General features: G+C 61.8%; 12 protein-coding genes. 5 read left to right on the forward strand and 7 right to left on the reverse strand.

The window, feature by feature from the left end; all coding sequences use genetic code 11:
* Window positions 1-49 precede the first annotated feature (49 nt).
* The 3 genes from QFZ70_RS13090 to QFZ70_RS13100 are packed head-to-tail and all read left to right on the forward strand — an operon-like array spanning window position 50 to window position 8,690.
* A complete protein-coding gene (locus tag QFZ70_RS13090; RefSeq protein WP_307096174.1) occupies window positions 50-2,566 on the forward strand; it encodes a sigma-70 family RNA polymerase sigma factor in 2,517 nt (838 codons plus the stop codon).
* 20 nt (window positions 2,567-2,586) lie between these two features.
* Window positions 2,587-5,397 (forward strand): PD-(D/E)XK nuclease family protein, encoded by a 2,811-nt coding sequence (locus QFZ70_RS13095; RefSeq protein ID WP_307096175.1) that lies wholly within the window; start codon window positions 2,587-2,589, stop codon window positions 5,395-5,397.
* Window positions 5,394-8,690 (forward strand): exodeoxyribonuclease V subunit beta, encoded by a 3,297-nt coding sequence (locus QFZ70_RS13100; protein ID WP_307096176.1) that lies wholly within the window; start codon window positions 5,394-5,396, stop codon window positions 8,688-8,690. Before QFZ70_RS13095 ends, QFZ70_RS13100 begins: the two co-directional genes overlap by 4 nt.
* A 478-nt stretch (window positions 8,691-9,168) precedes the next feature.
* Here the strand turns inward: QFZ70_RS13100 and QFZ70_RS13105 are convergent, their stop codons facing one another.
* The 5 genes from QFZ70_RS13105 to QFZ70_RS13125 form a co-directional block, all read right to left on the reverse strand.
* Window positions 9,169-10,341, reverse strand: a complete 1,173-nt coding sequence (locus QFZ70_RS13105) for a PD-(D/E)XK nuclease family protein (protein WP_307096177.1) — start codon at window positions 10,339-10,341, stop codon at window positions 9,169-9,171.
* Window positions 10,342-10,390: 49 nt separating this feature from the next.
* Window positions 10,391-11,692 carry a hypothetical protein gene (locus tag QFZ70_RS13110; RefSeq protein ID WP_307096179.1) on the reverse strand — a complete coding sequence of 434 codons (1,302 nt, stop codon included), beginning with the start codon at window positions 11,690-11,692 and terminating at the stop codon, window positions 10,391-10,393.
* Between the two features lie 305 nt (window positions 11,693-11,997).
* The gene (locus tag QFZ70_RS13115) at window positions 11,998-12,780 is read right to left on the reverse strand and encodes a carbon-nitrogen hydrolase family protein (protein WP_307096181.1); all 783 of its coding nucleotides are present in this window, start codon (window positions 12,778-12,780) and stop codon (window positions 11,998-12,000) included.
* Between the two features lie 51 nt (window positions 12,781-12,831).
* The gene (locus tag QFZ70_RS13120; RefSeq protein ID WP_307096182.1) at window positions 12,832-14,181 is read right to left on the reverse strand and encodes an APC family permease; all 1,350 of its coding nucleotides are present in this window, start codon (window positions 14,179-14,181) and stop codon (window positions 12,832-12,834) included.
* Window positions 14,182-14,190: 9 nt separating this feature from the next.
* Complete coding sequence (locus QFZ70_RS13125) at window positions 14,191-15,069, reverse strand: carbon-nitrogen hydrolase family protein (RefSeq protein ID WP_307096183.1); 879 nt, start codon at window positions 15,067-15,069, stop codon at window positions 14,191-14,193.
* Window positions 15,070-15,163: 94 nt separating this feature from the next.
* Here QFZ70_RS13125 and QFZ70_RS13130 point away from each other — a divergent pair, with 94 nt between their 5' ends.
* Together QFZ70_RS13130 and QFZ70_RS13135 are read left to right on the forward strand one after the other, a co-directional pair.
* On the forward strand, window positions 15,164-15,913 hold the full coding sequence (locus QFZ70_RS13130) for a FadR/GntR family transcriptional regulator (protein WP_307096185.1): 750 nt from the start codon (window positions 15,164-15,166) through the stop codon (window positions 15,911-15,913).
* Between the two features lie 65 nt (window positions 15,914-15,978).
* A complete protein-coding gene (locus tag QFZ70_RS13135) occupies window positions 15,979-16,878 on the forward strand; it encodes a DUF4190 domain-containing protein (protein ID WP_307096187.1) in 900 nt (299 codons plus the stop codon).
* Between the two features lie 134 nt (window positions 16,879-17,012).
* Here QFZ70_RS13135 and QFZ70_RS13140 read toward each other — a convergent pair whose 3' ends face one another.
* Window positions 17,013-17,597 carry a hypothetical protein gene (locus QFZ70_RS13140; RefSeq protein ID WP_307096189.1) on the reverse strand — a complete coding sequence of 195 codons (585 nt, stop codon included), beginning with the start codon at window positions 17,595-17,597 and terminating at the stop codon, window positions 17,013-17,015.
* On the reverse strand, window positions 17,597-18,277 hold the full coding sequence (locus QFZ70_RS13145; protein WP_307096191.1) for a DUF6308 family protein: 681 nt from the start codon (window positions 18,275-18,277) through the stop codon (window positions 17,597-17,599). The genes QFZ70_RS13140 and QFZ70_RS13145 overlap by 1 nt, the downstream gene beginning before the upstream one ends.
* Between the last annotated feature and the right edge of the window lie 147 nt (window positions 18,278-18,424).

The following is an 18,424-nucleotide window of genomic DNA, read 5'->3' on the forward strand; positions in this document are numbered from 1 at the left end:
TCCGCATAGTCTTCAGGCACCAGATCAGAACCGTCCAATGGGGGATGAAATGCCAGAACTAGCCGGCGCCGGGTCCCACCCGGTCGCGACGCTGCCGCAAGTGCCCCTCCCGGCTGCGCCCGCGCCGGTACCTGCCTCCTACGACTACGCCTTCCTGTATCCCTGGCAGCAGGAAGCGCTGAAGGCGTGGCACTCGAACGCCCGCCGCGGCGTCGTGGAAGCCGTCACCGGTTCCGGTAAGACACGCGTAGGGATTGCCGCAGCTTTCGAGGCAGTTCGGCAGGGCATCAAAGTCCTGATCTTGGTACCAACAGCGGAGCTTCAGCGCCAATGGCTGGTGTCCCTGCGCCGCGACCTGCCCGCTGCTCGGCGTGGTGCACTCGGGGATGGACGGTCCGATTCCCTTGACGACGTGGACATCCTCGTGGCCATCGTTCATTCGGCGTCCAACCGGGAAACGCTGCGTTCGCACAAGGCCGGCCTGATTATTGCCGACGAGTGCCACCGCTACGCGGCACCAATGTTCACCGGCGCCCTGCAGGAAGGGTATGCCTGGCGCCTTGGGCTGACCGCCACGTTTGAAAGGGCGGACGGTGAGCACGAAACCCTCCTGACACCTTACTTCGGCGGCGTCATCTACAACCTCTGGTACGACCGGGCGCTGAAGGACCAGGTCATCGCCCCGTTCGACATCGCTTTGGTTGGCGTTGACCTGACGCCTTCGGAACAGAATGACTATGACGAGTTCTCTGCTGTGATGGTGGAGTCGGCACGGAATCTTGAGTCCTATGCAGGCATCCCGCGGCGGCCGTTCCCGCAGTTCATTGCCGCCGTGGCTGCCCTCGCCGCCTCTGATTCGCCCAGCCGGGAAGCCACTATTGCGCGGAAGTACATGCGTGCCATGTCTTCGCGTCTCACGCTGCTGGCCGAGGCCAAGACGAAATACCTGGCGCTGGCAGCCCTGAAGGAGACTGTCGACCAATCCCGCGGAACGCTGGTCTTCACTCAGACCCAGGAGTCAGCGCGGCGGGCGCAGGAGCTGTATACGTCCCTCGGGTCTTCGGCATCGGCCGTGTTCAGCGGCATGGCCAAGGACGACCGGCGGCAGGGCCTGGAGGACTTCCGTACCGGCACGTCCCAGATTCTGGCCGCGCCGCGGCTCCTTGATGAAGGCATCGACGTTCCCGAGGCCGACCTCGGGATCATCGTTGCTGCCAACCGCAGCCAGCGGCAAATGGTGCAGCGCCTTGGCCGTGTCATCCGAAAGAAGGCCGACGGGCGGCCGGGCCGGCTGGTTGTCCTCTACTCCAAGGGCACCGTTGAGGATCCGGACGTCCAAGGCGAGGAATTCCTCGGCAAGGTGCTGCCTTTCGCACGAAACATTGACTTCTTCGACATCAAGACGGATCTGGACAGGTTGCAGGAGTTCCTCCGCCAGGCCGAACCCGAGGAGGCTTCGGCGCCCGAGCCCGGTGAGCCGACAGCGGGTACGCCCGGGAACGGCGCTGTACCAGAAGACGGCAGCCCAGGAACGCCAGAACCGGGGATGGTGGAACCTCCAGCGGAGGACGACGAGAGCGCGCCGATGTCATTCGATCTTGGGGAATCGGGCTGGCTGGAGGAGCTTCCGGGGCTCGAGGGCTTCAGCGACGACGGGGTTTCGGACTACCTGCAGCGTGCCGGTAGGGCTGATCTGCTGTCTGCTGAGCAGGAGGTGGAACTCGCCAAGGACATCGAGGCAGGGCTTTATGCCGCGCACTTGCTGGCGGATGGCACTCCCCGGGGCCGAAAAGAATCCCGAGAGCTGCGCGCCATTGCTTTGCTGGGTGAGCGTGCCTCCGACGCCCTGCTGGAGGCGAATCTCCGTCTGGTCATATCCATCGCCAAGAAATACGTGTATCAGGGCATGGACCTGCTGGACCTGATCCAGGAGGGGAACGTCGGCCTCCACCGGGCGGTCTGCAAGTTCGACTACACCCTGGGCTTCAAGTTCTCCACGTATGCGACGTGGTGGATCCGGCAGGCTGTCACCCGGGCGTTGGCCGACCAGGCCCGGGTCATCCGGCTTCCGGTCCACACGGTGGAGCAAATCCACAAGGTGCAGGCAATTCAGCGTGATGCCGCGCGGAAGGGCCTCGAATACAGCTTTGAGGAACTCGGCAAGCGCACGGATCAGTCGGCTGAAAAAGTGGAGCATCTTCTGTCATTGGACCAGCCCGTGCGTTCGCTGGACTACCTCGTACCGGACGGCAGGGGCGGCCTCGAGCCGCTGGCCGACCAGCTCCTCGATCCATGGCATGAAGATGTCCTCGACGTGATCGCCAGGGAACAGCTGAAGGGCCAAGTCCATGCGGTCCTGGACACGCTGACTGAACGGGAGGCCGGCGTCATTGCAATGCGCTTCGGCCTGGACGACGGCGAGGAAAAGACTCTCGACGCCATCGGCAAGGTCTACGGCGTCACGCGAGAGCGTATCCGCCAGATCGAGTCGAAGACCATGGCTCTACTCAGAGAACCAGAACGATCCCAGTCCCTTCGCGGGTACAACTACGGTGGTGTTGCATGACCTGCACGATTTTTCCTTCGGTGAGTGTCGCTCTGGCCGAGCTGGAAGTAATGATCAGCGATGCCCAGGCCGCCGATCCGCTGGCTCCAGTTACTATCTTGGTCCCTTCCCATGCCGCGGGCCTGGACGTGACCCGTTACCTGGGCAGGACGCTCAATGGGGGCACTGGGAGTGTGGGGGTCAGGGCGTTCACACTCAAGGACCTCGCAACCGAACTCATCGCCGACGACGGCGCTGTGAACGGGCGACGTCCCCTTCTCCCCGTCCTCCGGCTCGGAGCCGTGAGCCGGGTCCTGCTGGACAAGCCAGGGCTTTTCAAGGATGTCGCCAACCAGCCTTCGACCGCCCGCGCTATCGCCAGGACAGCCGAGCTCCTCGACGCGGTTGCAGCTCCCGCCGATCCGGAGCTCCCCGAGCTGATGCAGGAAGTGCTGCGGCTTCACGGCGCCTCAAAGGAGGCTCTTCGCTGGCAGTGGTACACGGACCATGAGGCTTTTACCCTTGCCTCCAAGAAGCTCGGGACCAAGTCCGTGACGCAGCGGCTCGGCACCATCATCGGCTTCATGCTCGGTACGGAAAAACGTCCCGCCGAGGCACTCTTCAGCGCGAGCCTCGAAGCGGCCGGAATGCAGCATCTCGCAGCGGCCGGCTCGGCTGAGAACGGTGTAAGACTTCTGACAGCGTCCGATGCCGACGATGAAGCCCGCGCGGTGGTGCGCCTCGTCGTCGAGCGGCTTGCAACAGGCACCCCGGGCCACCGCATCGGAATCTTCCACTCGGCCGTCCAGCCCTACGCCGCGCTGCTCACCCAGCGCCTCAGCCAGGCGGGAGTCACTTTCGTCGGTCCATCAGCCCACCGACTCATGGACTCGCCACTGGCCCGTGGCCTCCTTCAACTGCTGAAGCTGGACCCACAGGATCTCGACGCACGCATCATCCTGAACATCCATGCGGAAGGTGCCTTCTCCTGGCGTGAGCAGAAGCTGCCCACCAGCGCAGCATGTGAAAGGTTCTATGCAAATCCACCCGCAGAAGAGGATTATGCAGGAGCAGAAACGTCCGCCCACGCGGACTACCTCGAAAAGTTCCGTATATTCCAGTCCTTCAAGGCGGCCCTTGCGGCACGTCTGGGCCAGGTCCGTGCTGCTGCCACATGGAGTGACGCGTCCGCTTCGCTGATATCACTGCTTGAGGACTTCATGGGCCCCAGAGGCGCCGGCGAACGTCCGGAGAAAAGCGCCGCCCGCAACGCGCTGATCGAAGCCGCCTCGGATCTCCGGCATCTGGATCTTGTCGGCCCTTTGCCCCGCACGGCACTCTTACAAAGCGCACTGGAAGACGGCCTAGCTTCAAAAGGCGGCTGGACCGGGAAGAGCGGCACGGGTGTCGTCGTAGGCAGTTTTGCTGATGCGGTCGCAAGGGACCTTGATGTCGTCTTCCTCATGGGGGCTGCGGAAGGGCTTGCGCCAGCACGGACAAGGGAGAACCCACTGCTGCCGGACAGCGCCCGTACCATGCTGGGCGGGAGCCTCCCCACGGTTGAAGAGCGTGCCGAGGCCCACAAGAAGCAGTTCTTTGCTGCCCTCGCTACAGGATCCGAACGGTTCATCACCAGCCCCCGCGGGGACCTGCGCGGCTCCGGGAGTTACGAAGTGTCACGCTGGATGGACCGCAAACCTGACCCCCAGGAACAACTGCGGTCCTTCGCCCACGGCATTGAGAACGGCGCACCCGCCTCCGATGCGTTGCCCCCAACAGCTCAGGAATGGCGGCTCCGTCGTATCCTCACCGCTGAGGAGGGCACCTCCGTATTGGAAGAGGACGAGGCGCTGCAGCGTGCGTTAGCTGCCACCCGGGACAGGCGGGATGGCATCTTCTCGAGGTTCAACGGCAACCTCGGTGCGTATGCAGGGATCATTGTGGACCCCGAAAAGCCGCTGTCCCCCACCCGGCTTGAGGAATGGGTCACAAGCCCGTTCAGCTACTTCATGAAACACGTCCTGAAAGTCAACACCTTGGAGGACGTGGCACTTGAAGTGCAGATCTCGCCGCAGCAACGGGGCAACCTGGTTCACGGGGTGCTGGAAGACTATGTCCGCAGCATCACGAAAGACGGCCTTCCGCCGTCGTTGGACCGCCTCCTGGAGCTGGCAGACTCCGCTTTTGAGGACGTAACAAATCCGGCATGGCTCAACCACGTGTGGGACCGCAATCAGGCCATGCTTCGCCAAGACTTGAAGCGGGTGCTGACGGACGACCAGGAGGGGTTTGCCGATGGCTGGAAGTATCTCGCCGAAGAAGTGAGCTTTGGGCCCGAGGACATGGACAGCCATCCGCCTGTTGAACTGACTCTCGACGACGGCACTACGGTTCGCTTCCGGGGAAAGGTGGACCGGATTGACCAGCATTCCGATGGCAGTGTCCGGGTGATCGACTACAAGACGGGTAAGTCGAAAGATTATGAACCGCTCGCGAAGCATCCGACTGCGGAGGGCACCCGCTACCAGCTTCCGGTCTATGGCCTGTTTGCCCGGACCCTCCGCGACAACTTGTCGGTTGTCGCGGCAGAATACTGGTTCATCTCGAGAGCAGGCGGTTTCAAGAAAATCGGCTACACCGTGACAGACGAGGTCGTGGAGCAGCTGCGCGCGGACGTGGGCCTAATCATTTCTGCCCTGCGGAACGGGATCTTCCCGCCCCGGCCCGAGTCCGACCGATACGTCAACTTCACCACCATGATGGGCGCCCAAGAGCTCGGCCAGCAGTGGCTGAAGCTTCAAAACGCCCCCGAACTAGAGCCCTATGCCCAGCTCCTGAAGGCGGAGAAATGAACCCGGAACTCCTGGAACTCACAGACCAAACCGACCGAATGCTGATCGAGCAGGAGCTCGAAGCGAACATCTTCGTTGAAGCGGGTGCAGGAAGCGGCAAGACGCATGAGCTCGTCGAGCGAATCTGCGCGATGGTTGACGCTGGCGTAGAACTCAAGTGCATGGCAGCCATCACCTTCACCGAAAAGGCAGCAGGTGAGCTGCGGGAACGGGTCCGGCGGCGGCTGGCGGACGCCAGCCCCACAGACCTGCGCCAACGGGCACTCGACCAGCTGGATACGGCTCCCATCGGCACCATCCACTCCTTCGCGGCGCGCATCATCAGCGAACATCCGATCGAGGCTGGAGTCCCTCCCCTGATCACCGTGGTGGATGAATTGCGGTCCCAGATTGCGTTCACGCGGCGGTGGGAAGATGCCCGCCAGAAACTGTTCGCTGACGAGTCGTTGAACGACGCCCTTCGCATCCTGCTCGCCGTCGGCGTTTCGCTTGACCACCTGCAAAACGTTGCGGCAGACCTGGATGCCAACTGGGACCGGCTGGAAAGTCATCCTCCCCGCAGGCGGCATATCCCGGCCATAGACCTTGGTCCGCTTCTCCGCCAGACTTCAGACGTCCTCGCACATGCCGACCATTGCACTGACCCTGCGGACAAGCTGCTGACCGCCTTCGAACACATTAAAAGCTGGCACGGTCGCCTCTCTGAGGCAGAATCCGGCGAACTCGGCCTCGTCCTCGAGCTGCTCCACGCTGTTCCGCAATCCGGTTTTAGTGGAGGGCAAAGGGGCAACTGGTCCATCAACGTCGCCGAGGTGCGGAGCTCCTGTAAAGATCTGGCCCAGAAGGCGATAGCCCTGCGCAATAGCTTCGTACAGCCCGCCGTTGAGACCATTACCGCCGCCATGGCCGAGGTCCTTCTTCAAGCGGCTCGCGAACGCCAGCGGAGCGGCGAGCTTGAGTATCACGACCTTCTCGTTCACGCGCGGGACCTCCTCATCGGCAAGGACAAACAGGGCGTCCACGCTGCCCTGCATCATCGCTACCGCTGCATCATGCTGGACGAATTCCAAGACACGGACCCCATTCAGGCGGAACTGGCCACGCGGATAGCCGCCAGCGACGGCTGCGGGCCCGACGGCTGGGAGCATCTCAGCGTACCTCCCGGCCGGCTGTTTACTGTGGGGGATCCGAAGCAGTCCATTTACCGCTTCCGCAGGGCCGACATCGCCACCTATCTCGCGGCACAGCAGCGCTTCTCACACGACGCGGATTCCAGAATCGCTTCGCTCCAGACAAACTTCCGTTCCACCGGAAAGCTGCTTGAGTGGATCAACGGCACGTTCGGCGAGCTCATCACGGCCAACGGCACGGTTCAGCCGGAATACCATGCCTTGGTGCCTGATCCTCGGCGTCCCGAATGGAGCGACGAACACGGCCCGGCAGTCTCAATCATTGGTCGCGGCGGTGCGCAGCCCGACGAAGCGGGAAAGGTTTCTGCCGATGCGATGCGCCGGCAGGAAGCCGCGGACGTTGCTGCAGCCATCAGAGTCGCGACCGGAACTGCTGGACTGCCGGCGTGGCAGAAGCAAAGCAAGCGGTCCGGCGGTTTCGAATGCTCTCCCGTCGAGTTGAAGGACATCTGCGTCCTGATCCCCACCCGGACATCACTTGCCGCTCTAGAGGATGCCTTGGACGACGCCGGCATAGAGTACCGCGCTGAAGCGTCGTCGTTGGTTTACTCCACCCAGGAAGTCACTGATCTGCTGCTCGCGATGCGAGCGATCTCCAATACAGCGGATGAAGCGGCGCTTGTGCTGTCCTTGCGGTCTGCGATGTTTGGCTGTGGCGATGACGAACTGTTCGAGTGGAAGCGGGCCGGGGGCCATTGGGGTCTCTTCTCGCGAACGCCAGACGGTCTCAAGAACTCCCCTGTGGCCCACTCCCTTCGTTATCTTGCGGATCTGTGCGGCGAGACTGAGGTGCTGACGCCGGCTGAGATCATGGAGCGCCTCGTCGCCGACCGCCGCATGCTGGAGGCAGCAGTTGATGCACCGCGTTATCGGGACGTCTGGCGGAGGCTCCGCTTCGTCATCGATCAAGCCCGGGCCTGGACGGAGGCAACACACGGCGGGCTCCGTGACTACCTCGTTTGGGCGGCCGTGCAGCAGGAAGACAACTCACGGGTCAAAGAAGCTGTGGTGCCGGAAACTGACGTCCAAGCTGTACGGATCATGACCATCCATGCCTCCAAGGGCCTGGAATTCCCCATGGTTATTCTGTCGGGCACTGGTTCCGCACCCAACAATCAGAAGGCCGCAGCCCTGTGGGATCAGAGCTCCCAGGTACATGTGCACTTCATAAGCGACATACGGTCCGCGGGGTACAGCAGCGCCGAGGCTACCGAAAAAGAGTTCGACGACGCCGAGCGCCGCCGCCTCCTTTACGTTGCCTGCACGCGGGCGGAAAGCCACCTTGTTGTCTCCCATTATGTAAATGCCAAGAATAGCCTCGGCCAGCTCCTGAAGGATGCAGTGGACGCGGCCTCGGCACCAGATCTTCATATTCCCGAAGACATGCCTCTTCAGGCGAGAACAGCCCACGAAGTCCAGCCAGTCGAAGCGTTTGCAGTATGGCTGCAACGGCGCGATATCTGGCAGAAGAACTCCGCACTCGTGTCCACCACCTCCGTCACGGCGATAGCTAAGGGCGACGGAGAGATGGCCGCATTTGTAACTGACGAGACACCGCTATTCGCAAGCGCCGACGATGACGGCTCGCCGCCGTCCCCGGCAGTGACAGGCGGGGAGCACGGCAAGGAATTCGGTACGGCCCTGCACCGGCTGCTCGAACTGAGTGACCTCAGAGAGAACGAAAACCTCGAAGTGCTCGCCGAAAGGATTGCCAGCACATCCGGGCTGGCAGATCCTGCCGGCCTTGCAGAACGGGCCCGTTCTGCACTCCAGAGCGCACCTGTACGGCGCGCCGCGAACCGGGAGCACTGGCTCGAGCTTCCTGTTGTCACGGCAGTCAATGGAACGACTCTTGAGGGCATCATCGATCTGATGTACCGCGAGGACGACGGAACGCTGGTGATCGCGGACTTCAAGACCGACATCAGTGTCACGCAGGAGACCCTGGATGCTTATTGGCGTCAGCTTTCGACTTACGCGGGAATGGTGGAGCGCATCACCGGCCAGAGAGTGAGTCAGCTGGTCTTGATTTTCTGCAGGGCTGGGGACGCTGAAATCCGCCGCCAGACTCAGACACGGCGGAAGACCGAGATCGAATCATAGAATGACGAGTGCCGTCTACCACCAGCGGTGGCGGCACTCGTCATTCTGGCAAGCCCACATGGCAAAGCCTCGTTCAAATTGGCCGGTGGAAGGATAAAAGCGTTCTTCCTCCAGGATGACGCAGCCAGCAAATTCTGCCTTAGGATACTGTTCCCTAGCCTCCGGCAGCACCATTCCATAGATGATGCGCCAAGACTCGTACCCGCATACGGGGCATTCCCTTGTTGCAGCTCTCTTTGTCCTTCTCTCCTCAGTCATGCAAGCAACTTAGCCGCAGCACCAGACATTCCTCGAGTTACAAAAAGTTCTTAGCAGCTAAGCGTATTTTGTAACTAAGAGGCTAACCTCGGGATTACGCCTTCCAGTTCGTGGGACTTCGCCACAAAGCCCGCGACCGCTGGATTGCAGCCTTCCGGGCGCCTTGGCCCTTTGGCTCACCGAAATATCAACCAGCAAGTGCGCTCCCGTCCGGCAGCCTTCAGTTTCCTTTGAGCAACCCAATGATTTCGTCGTGGAGCCTAGGGTCGGCGGGTTCCAAGCCGTCGAGCACGTCATAGATACTCACAGTCGACTGACGGACTTCTTTGACGCCGGCCCCCGTGAGGAACAATTTCGAGTAGTCCGCCTGACTCGAATCGACGGTCCGGGTCCAGCTCGGATCCCGCTCATTGGCGAACCACGCGGACGGCCCGAACTTGATTTGGAGCCTAGTCTGGCTCAGGTCGTTCGATTCTTCTTCCACGTCGACATTGATGGTCCACTGGTATATCCCCGCGAGTCTTGCGTTGACTCCGCGCACAAACCCCTCGCCCCGACTGGCGTTGAGTTGACGCCTCAGCGGTCCTTCGCTGAAAGCACTAAGGCGCCCCTTGACTCGCTGGAGGAGGTCGCGGCCCTCGCCAAACCGTTCCCTCGCCTGGAGGGCAAGATCATGAGCAAAGCGCTCGGCTGCTACTTCTTGCGGCTGCTCCTGATATCTGCGTATCTCCCCGGTATCACACATGGCAACAACAAAATTGAGCACGTCCTGATCACCCACGCGACCCCTTCCCCTAACGAACTTTCGGTGGAACTGCTCGATGAACGCATAGGCATCGGGATTCTTCCGCTGGTAAACCTTGTCGCAACCAACATGTTCCAGCAGTCGCTCAGCTAACTTGCCATACGTGAGAACTGCCGCGTCCTCCCACCCCAAGGTCTGCAAGGACACATCCTCATCGCGACACAAAAGAGCCACGACACCACGCTTGCCGTCCCGGACGCTGAACGCCAGATAACCGCTGTAACTGTGACCGTGACCGTCAGAGGTGAAGTAGTTCTCGATGACGACGACCGCATCTTCGCTCTCAAGGACAAGGTCGGCGATGTCCGAGCCCGCCCCGCCCACTGCGACGTTCACCTCCTGACGCACCAAGTAGCTGTAATGCGGAAGGGGTTCGCTCCCCACCGAGACCCGGTTCAACTCGTCGATAAAGATCCGCAGAAAACGGTCGCCCAGGTTGTGCGTCTGCTCAGGGTCCAATAACCATCCGAATACATTCGAGATCTGTTTCTCGTGGAGTCCGTGGTGCATGACGTCAAAGATGTTAAAACCCAGCTTGAGGGGCCTGCCCAGCACTGGCAGGAGCCCAGTTACCAAATCATCTGACACGACATCCTCCCCCTAGCATCGAGGTTTCGCAGGTAGTTAACCTCGGGAATTATTCATCCACCGCTTCCTCAATGCTGGCTTCAGACCCGCCCACAGTCTCTTCGTCGCGCTTTTTTCGTTTGAACAGCCCTGCGACGCTTCCGCCGACCGATCCCGCCGTGCCAGCGATAGCCCCACCGATGCCCTTGACCACGGTGAGGGCCTGAGGCTCGTCCGGTATTCCGTCCCCGTCGATGTCGACGCTCCGGAACGCCCGCGACACCGTGTCGGCCGCGGTTGCCACCCCCGCACCGACTGCCACAGCACCCGTTGCGACGCCGCCTCCAACCGTGCTGGCAGTGCCTGAAATCCAACTGCCCGTCAGCTTTGCGGCATCTTCAAGTGCTGCAAGAGCTCGGTTCTGCTCGGCGTCGCCGTCCTCTGACTCAGGTCCGGCAGGAACGGCGAGATGTTCGGGGAACGTGTCTGGGGCTTCAGCAAACGCGGCCCGGGCCGCGGTCACGACTTCACGACCGAACACGAAGCGGGTGACGCCTCCCACTATGGCTCCGACTCCATATTCAATCGTTGCCTGCTGCTTACCGCTCAAATTTAGGCGCACGGCGTCCAGCTCACCGGTCTCGATGGTCCGAACCAAACTCTGCGCGGCGCCTCCAGGGAGGGTATCTGCGAGGGTGTTCGCCCAGTGCGACCAATCCGAGCGGCCAGCAGCGACGGTATTGCCGTCACCGGCGCCGCCTTCAGCCGACGCGCTTGATAGGTCTGTCGCCATCGTCGCGATCTGTTTTTGGCTGACCCGTTCATTCGAAAGCCCGTAGACAAGGGCGAGGGCCTGGTCTTTGTCGAGATCCATCCCGTGAATATCGGCGATAGCGAGCGCGAAAACCGCTGTGATCTCGAACTGCAACTGCTCATCGCCCGCGGGAAGGAGAGCAGCAGCTCGCTGTGCACCGTTCTTCGCAGTTCCCATCGCCATGTTCTTTGCGGCCTGCTTCGCAGCGCTCTTGGCGGCCAACTTGACGGCTTCCTTGCCGGTCTTCTTGGCGGCCTGTTGGCCCGCGCTCTTCATACCTGCTGCTGCGGCCCCTACTCCAGGGATCATCGCGATACCAATATCAGCCGCGATGGCACCGGCGCTGATAAGGGCACCAGCAGTGGTGATCGACGTCGCGTAGTGACGCTCCAACATCTGGATGACCTCAGCGGGCGTCGCATCCGGATGGCGCCGGCGGAGCCTCATGACGTACTTGCGAGCGATCGAATGACGGGCGCTAACAGCCTTTGCAATGTCACGCGTGGCGTCCTCGCCGACAAGCTCTGCCTCCAGCGTGATGCTCTCGATATCGGTCATCGCTTACTCCTCTGTGGTTGCACCTCTCGGAAGGTGTGAACGCGGCCGATAGGTGAGAATTCGCCAGTGGCCCGTGGATCTATGGTGATTGTATTCATAGATCCAGGCTTGACAGGTCACGGCGCGTTCAGACTCCTCGACCAAGTGACTCCCACCTGCGCCCACTAACGTCCTGAGTAGGCTCAATCGACTCCCCACTCAGGCGCGATATGCCCGGTCTGGTACCCGACCGTGCCACATGCTAGACCCGCGCGATCGGATGCAGCGGGTGTTTGCCTTCATGAGCCTCTGGCGTGCAGTCGGCCCTATAGCAACCGCCGCTGCCGGAACATCGGGAACGACTCCCGTACAGGCTCCACGGTCTCCAGCGACACCTCCACCACCCGCACGCCGGGCCCCACTCCCAGGTCCGCTTCGACAACCCCCATCGGGTCCACCAGCACGCTCCGTCCCACAGACACGGGCGGCGCCTGGCACACCCCCGCCACGTACACGCTGTTCTCGATCGCCCGGGCCGCGTTCAGCGCCAGCCACTGTTCGGTCTTGTGCTCCCCCGGCACCCAGGACGAGCAGACCAGCAGGACCTGCGCGCCGGCGTCGGCCAGCGACCTCGCGAGCTCCGGGAACCGCAGGTCGTAGCAGGTCATCAGCCCGAACCGCACTCCCCCGTGCTCGAACACCACCGGGACGGTGGACGGGCCGGGCTTGATGAACGTGGATTCCCCGAAGCCCTGCGCGTCGAAAAGGTGGATCTTCCGGTAGGAAGCCAGCCGGCCGCCGTCGGGCCCGAAAGCCACCAGCGTGTTGTACGCCCTGCCCGGCTCGTCCGAGGTCTCCACCACGCCCGCCACCAGCGCGATCCGGTGACGGTGGGCGATGGCGGCGAGTTCCCGGCAGACGGGCCCGTCCAGGGGCTCGGCCACCGCGGGGAACGTCGCGTCCACCTTCTTCTTCTCGTAGGTGGCGTACTCCGGGAAGGCGACCAGCCCGGCGCCGTCGCGCGCTGCCTCGGCGGCGAACCGATCGATCGCGGCAAGGTTGGCGAGAATGTCGGCGCCCGACTCCAGCTGCCCCAGCGCTATCCTCACAAGGGTTCCTTCCCCGGCCCCAGCGGGCCAAACAACCAGACTGTCCAGAACTTAGGCAGCCGCCTCGACCGTTGCCTTCTCCGTGGCCGACATCTCCGGCGGCGCCGCCTTGAAGCCCCGCGTGATCAGGGCCAGGACCACCACACCCAGCACCAGCCAGGACACACCCAGCGTAATGGCGTTGCTGTCCAGCCGGGAGAGCAGGTAGGCGCAGATGACGGCGCCGATCACCGGGACCACCACATAGGACAGAGGGTTCAGCTGCTGCCCGGCCCGGCGCTGGCGCACATAGTGGAACACTACCGAGGCGTTCACCAGCGTGAAGGCGGTGAAGGCACCAAAGTTGATGAACGACGTCGAGGTGGCCACGTCCAGGAAGATCGCGATCAGGCCAACGATGCCGGTGATCACCAGGTTCGCCACCGGGGTGTGGAACTTCTCGCTGAGCTTCCCGAAGACCGCCTTGGGCAGGACGGAGTCGCGGCCCATCGCGTACAGCAGCCGGGAGGCGCTGGCCTGCGCGGCGAGGCCGGAGGCGAACTGCGCCACCACCAGGCCGGCCAGGAACACGGCGCCGAACAGCTGCCCGCCGATCTGCAGGGCGATGGAACTGGCCGCGGACGCCGAGTCCTCGAACACGCCGCCGGGGTGGACCAGCTGGGTCACGTAGGACACCGCCACGAAAATGCCGCCGCCGATCAGGGCCACCAGCATGATGGCGCGCGGCACGGTCCGGCGCGGGTTGATGGTTTCCTCGGTGAGGGTGGTGACGGCGTCGAACCCCAGGAACGAGTACGCGGCGATGGCGGCGCCAGCGGAGATGGTGGCGAAGCTGGCGGTGTCGTTGAAGAACGGCTGCCCGCTGGCCAATCCCCCGGCGCCGTTGGCGGACACCACGCTGCCGATGGCCAGCGCCACGAAGAACACGAGAACCAGCAGCTGGAACGCCATCAGCACGTAGTTGGCCTTGTCCGCCACCTTGATGCCCAGGATGTTCAGCAGCGTGGTGATGACGATGAAGCCCACGATCCAGACGCCGATGGGGATGCCGGGGAACTGGGCGCTGAGGTAGGAGCCGCCGATGAGCCAGATGACCATGGGCAGGAAGAGGTAGTCGAGCAGCACGGCCCAGCCCACAAGGAACCCGACCCGGGAATCGATGGACCGGCGGACGTAGGTGTAGGCGGAGCCGGCCACAGGGTAGGCGATGGCCATCCGGCCGTAGCTGTGCGCGGTGAACAGCATGGCCACGAGCGCCACGAGGTACGCGGCGGGCGCTGCGCCGCCGGTGGTTTCGGCGATGATGCCGAAAATCCCCAGGACGATGATGGGGGTCAGGTACGCCAGCCCGAACAGGACCAGCGAGGGCAGCTTCAGCGTGCGGGTGAGGGTTGTTGTCACGGTGTTTCCTTACGGCTTGTAGGACGGCGGTGTCCAGGTGGCCGGGTTGATCCGGCCTTGGTAGACGGAAAGTTCGACGGCGGGCTCCCCCTCGCGGAACTGCGACCAGGGGCGGTTGAGGTTCTCGGTACCGTGTGTGCGGACGCGGTCGACGGCGGCAAGGTCCAGTTCCGCGGTGAGCAGTACCGGTTGGTCGTCCGGCGCCTCGGCGAGGGTGTTGCCCTCCGGGTCCACGATGATGCTTTGGCCTTTGCCGGTGGGGCCGGCGCAGTTGACGCTGACCATAAAGACCTGGTTGACGATGGCGTTGGCCTTGGCGAGGATCAGTTCCTGCCTGCGGTCCGGGGTGGTGGTCTTGACGACGTTGAGGATGACTTCGGCGCCCATCCAGGCGAGCTGGCGGGACACCTCCGGGTACCAGGCGTCGTAGCAGATGTTCAGGCCCACCCTGCCGATGCCGGGCAGGTCCACGGTGGTGAACCGGTCGCCGGGGTCGTAGGGCTCGAACGGGCGCCAGGGGAAGATCTTCCGGTAGTAGCCGGCGAGCTCCCCTTCCGGGGAGAGGACCAGCTGGGTGTTGAACAGCTGGCCTTCCGGGCCGTGTTCGCAGACGCTGCCGGGGACCAGCCAGATGTTGAGGTCTTTGGCGAGTTGCTTGAGTTCTTTGACCCTTGGCCCGTCCAGCGGTTCGGCGGAGGCCTGGAGCATTTCGGTTCGCTGCAGGTCCGGGTTTTCGTCGCCGAAGAGGTGCAGCTCGGGGAAGACCACCAGCTTGCTGTTCGGCTGGGCTTCGAGGGCTTCTTTGACCTCGTCAGCGAAGGCCGAGACGGGTTCGCCGATGAGCCGCGGCCTTGCTTGGGCGGCGATGAGGGGAAGGATACGTTGCATGGTTTTTCTCCACTGTGGGGTGTGATCCGGGTTATATTAGATCAGAATGATCCAATAAAGGAAAGGGGGCAGCGTGGGCCGTAAGGTAGCGGTTATGACGGATCAGCTGGAGGACACCGCCGAGCCCTCGCGCCTTGTTGCCGGCAGGATGCCCGGGATGGAGCGCCGCAGCGCCATGGACGCGGTCCGCATGCGGATCGGGATGGCTATTTCCCTTGGGCTGCTGAAACCGGGCGAGCGGCTGCCGGACCAGGAGGACGTTGCACTGGGCCTCTCGGTCAGCCCGATCACCGCCCGGCGTGCGCTGGCGAGTTTGGCGGAGCAGGGCGTGGTGGTGCGGCGGCGCGGCCGGGCTGGCGGAACGTTTGTGGCGGATTCACCGCCTAGCGATGTTTTGTCGGAGCTGTCGGCGTCACCGGCCGAGTCCCAGGCGGTGAACCGGCTGGTGGACCGGCGCCTGCTGTTCGAGTGCGCCGTGACGCACTACGCAGCGGTCAACGCGACGCCGGAGCAACTGGATGAGCTCGACCGGCTGACCCGGGACATGGCCGAGGCAACGGATTGGTCCGTCTACCATCAGGCGGACGAGCAGTTCCATCAACTGGTGGGAGCGGCCTCAGGGATGGGCACCGCTGTCGAGGTGTATCACGAGACGCTCGCCGAGCTCTACGACTACTTCATCCCCTACCCCATTGAGAAGCTCCACAAGTCCAACCACGACCACATCGCACTGCTAGCTGCTATGCGTGCCGGTCGCGTTGAAGAAGCGGTGGAGGTCTCCCGGAAACATGTGGACATCCTGCACCGGACAATGTTTATGGGGCTTGCGCAGGGCGCACAATAAGCTAAACAAGCCCCAAACTCTTGTCACAAACTATTGAGGTCCTTCTCGTCTGTCATAGTTACTTCATGACAACACCAGAGCTTCCGGGGGCAAGCTCACAGCAGTCTGCGCCCCACCAGCCACACTCAAATTACGCACAGCCAAATCAAGGTGCATCGTCGCAGGTGCTTCCGCCTCAACCGGCAAAAACAAAGAAGCAAAGAAATGTCCTCGGGCTTATCGCCCTGATCACGGCGATTGTAGGATTCATATTCGCCTGCATACCTGGCGCCCTCATCGTTGGCTGGGTCCTGCTGCCGATCGCATTCATTTTGGCTATCGTTTCTCTCTTCATCAAAGGCAAACCCAAGGGGATGGGCATAGCAGCCCTAATTGTCTCAATCGTCGGAACTATCGTCGGCTTCGTCGTCTTCTTTTCCGTCGTTGGATCATCCTTCGACAATGCCTTTGGAAGCGGCGACACCAAAGTAGTAGCACCGTCTGGCGAGGCAGGCTCCAATGCAGGAACAGCAGAGAAGAACACGGAAGCCAAAACTGGAACTCGCGAGAATCCTTCTCCGATAGGCTCGGTCGTTGAATCGGAAGACTGGCGCGTTGTGATCAACTCCGTGACTCTCGCCGCTTCAAGTGCCGTTGCTGCGGCCAATGAATTCAATGATCCGCCTGCCGAGGGTTCCGAGTACATCCTGGTGAATTACTCCGCCACCTATGTCGGCGACGACTCCAATGGGCAAATGCCAGCCTTCGTCTCACTGGAATACGTCACTGCGGATGGCAGGACCATCAACAGTTTCGACAAGACAGTCATTGCACCTGATGCCATCAATTCGTCAAACACCCTCTACAAGGATGGAACAGCAACAGGGAACGTGGCTTTTGAAGTGCCAAGCGCCACTGCTGCCCAAGGCGTCCTCGCCGTAAGGCCGGGCATGCTCGGCGACAAGGCTTTCGTAGCCGTCAAGTAACTCTAAAAGAACACAAAGCCCCCGGGCCATTACTCGGGGGCTTTGTCGCGATATTGACAAAATGCTTCTACGCGGGCTGATGGTGTGGCCGTATAGCGCGCGATCACTCGGTCATCGTCATTCACCCCGTCAAGCTATGGTGACATTGCCAGAAGGAGCATCTCACGGTGGCGGAGGTAGGCCGCTGCACCATGGTCATCGAGAATCGGGATACGAATAACAGGCGGATGGCCCATCGTGGGAATTACTAGGTCTCGCAACGCATCGTTGTAAGCACGCTGTCGCCGCCTCCCGCCTGGACCAAATCCGGTCGCATCCTTTGCAGCACGATATTTGTCTGCCGTCGGCGCCCACTGGCGGCAAAGATTTTTGAAGAAACTTATCTCGTAACCGAGGGGCACCCCAGGCGGATACAGCTCCAAAGTCTGCAAGCGGAAACTTGTAAAGTGCTGCACCTCATCAATTTCAATGAAAGTCCCTGTCGGAGCGTGATAGAAGTCGCCGGGCAGGGCTATAACGCGTTTGCCCTGCTGCGCTGCAGCCTGGCCTTCCAGGGCCAGAAAAATGGCTTCTAGCGCAGGACCAGCTATTTTTGCTGCTACTTTTGGAAGGGCCAAGTGGCCACGCTGATTGATCCACGAGACTTTGGCAACCTCGAGTTGAATTTCATCACTGGCCGCCGCTTCCCGAAAGGCGGTCTGGGCCGCTCCGACAGGCATTACGCTCCTGACTCTCCGTCAACGCGCTCCTGCTCAGGTATACCGCTCGTGCCATGCATCCATAGAACGACGTCGAGGATACGCAGCAAGGAGATACGTTCGAGACCGGCGGACTTCTGCAAAATTCGCAAGCCATCGGTGAGGGCGGCATCGCCGGAAAGGGCCTGATGCCAGGCACGCCAAGTGCCGTCAGCATTCGGGAATCCTGTTACCCGCCCGACCACTGAATCAAAAATTGGAAATACTCCGGGCCGTTTACGCGCCATGAGTTTGCTTGCAGTCGTCTGCCCTACGCCTTTGTGGTTTCGCAGCATCCGCCAAAGCGCAATAGCCGCTGTACCCTCGCCGAAGAATTTGTCGTGATCCTCAAAAGGAATGTCCTCAAGATCTGTTGTTGGCACGTCAGCCAACAGAGCGGCGATCGCGTCTGCCTGTTCTCCGAGAACCCTGACAGACGCTGTAGCCGGTACGTGTATCGAAAGGCATGCCACAGCAACTATGTCATCAGCCGTGACCCTGTCCGCCACCGTGGCGGGAAGTCTATCAAAGTGGGAACCCGTGTAGGCGCGCCCTTCCCAAGCACCAAGCCCGTAATATTTCCGCAGGTAGTTCAAAGCGGTTTCATCAGGAATGGCTGCAAAAGCAGAAACAATACCGGATGCCGCACGTTCTTCTGTCATAAATAGCTTTGTCCCCCATCTGGTCGGTGATTTGGCGCCTCGTACTTACGCATATTGCATGCTAAGCCGGAAGGAGGTTAAAGGCATGCATGGCGAGGGCGCGCCCAGCAAAGCCGAGCGCGCCCTACGCTTGCAAAGAATTCATGA

Origin of the sequence: Arthrobacter sp. V1I9 (assembly GCF_030817075.1) — a bacterium.
GTDB lineage: Bacteria > Actinomycetota > Actinomycetes > Actinomycetales > Micrococcaceae > Arthrobacter.

Bases quoted from the DNA above. Each gene is read 5' to 3' on its own strand.
- QFZ70_RS13090 (WP_307096174.1), top strand. From the start codon at position 50: ATGCCAGAACTAGCCGGCGCCGGGTCCCACCCGGTCGCGACGCTGCCG.
- QFZ70_RS13100 (WP_307096176.1), top strand. From the start codon at position 5,394: ATGAACCCGGAACTCCTGGAACTCACAGACCAAACCGACCGAATGCTG.
- QFZ70_RS13110 (WP_307096179.1), bottom strand. From the start codon at position 11,692: ATGACCGATATCGAGAGCATCACGCTGGAGGCAGAGCTTGTCGGCGAG.
- QFZ70_RS13125 (WP_307096183.1), bottom strand. From the start codon at position 15,069: ATGCAACGTATCCTTCCCCTCATCGCCGCCCAAGCAAGGCCGCGGCTC.
- QFZ70_RS13130 (WP_307096185.1), top strand. From the start codon at position 15,164: ATGACGGATCAGCTGGAGGACACCGCCGAGCCCTCGCGCCTTGTTGCC.
- QFZ70_RS13135 (WP_307096187.1), top strand. From the start codon at position 15,979: ATGACAACACCAGAGCTTCCGGGGGCAAGCTCACAGCAGTCTGCGCCC.
- QFZ70_RS13140 (WP_307096189.1), bottom strand. From the start codon at position 17,597: ATGCCTGTCGGAGCGGCCCAGACCGCCTTTCGGGAAGCGGCGGCCAGT.
- QFZ70_RS13145 (WP_307096191.1), bottom strand. From the start codon at position 18,277: ATGACAGAAGAACGTGCGGCATCCGGTATTGTTTCTGCTTTTGCAGCC.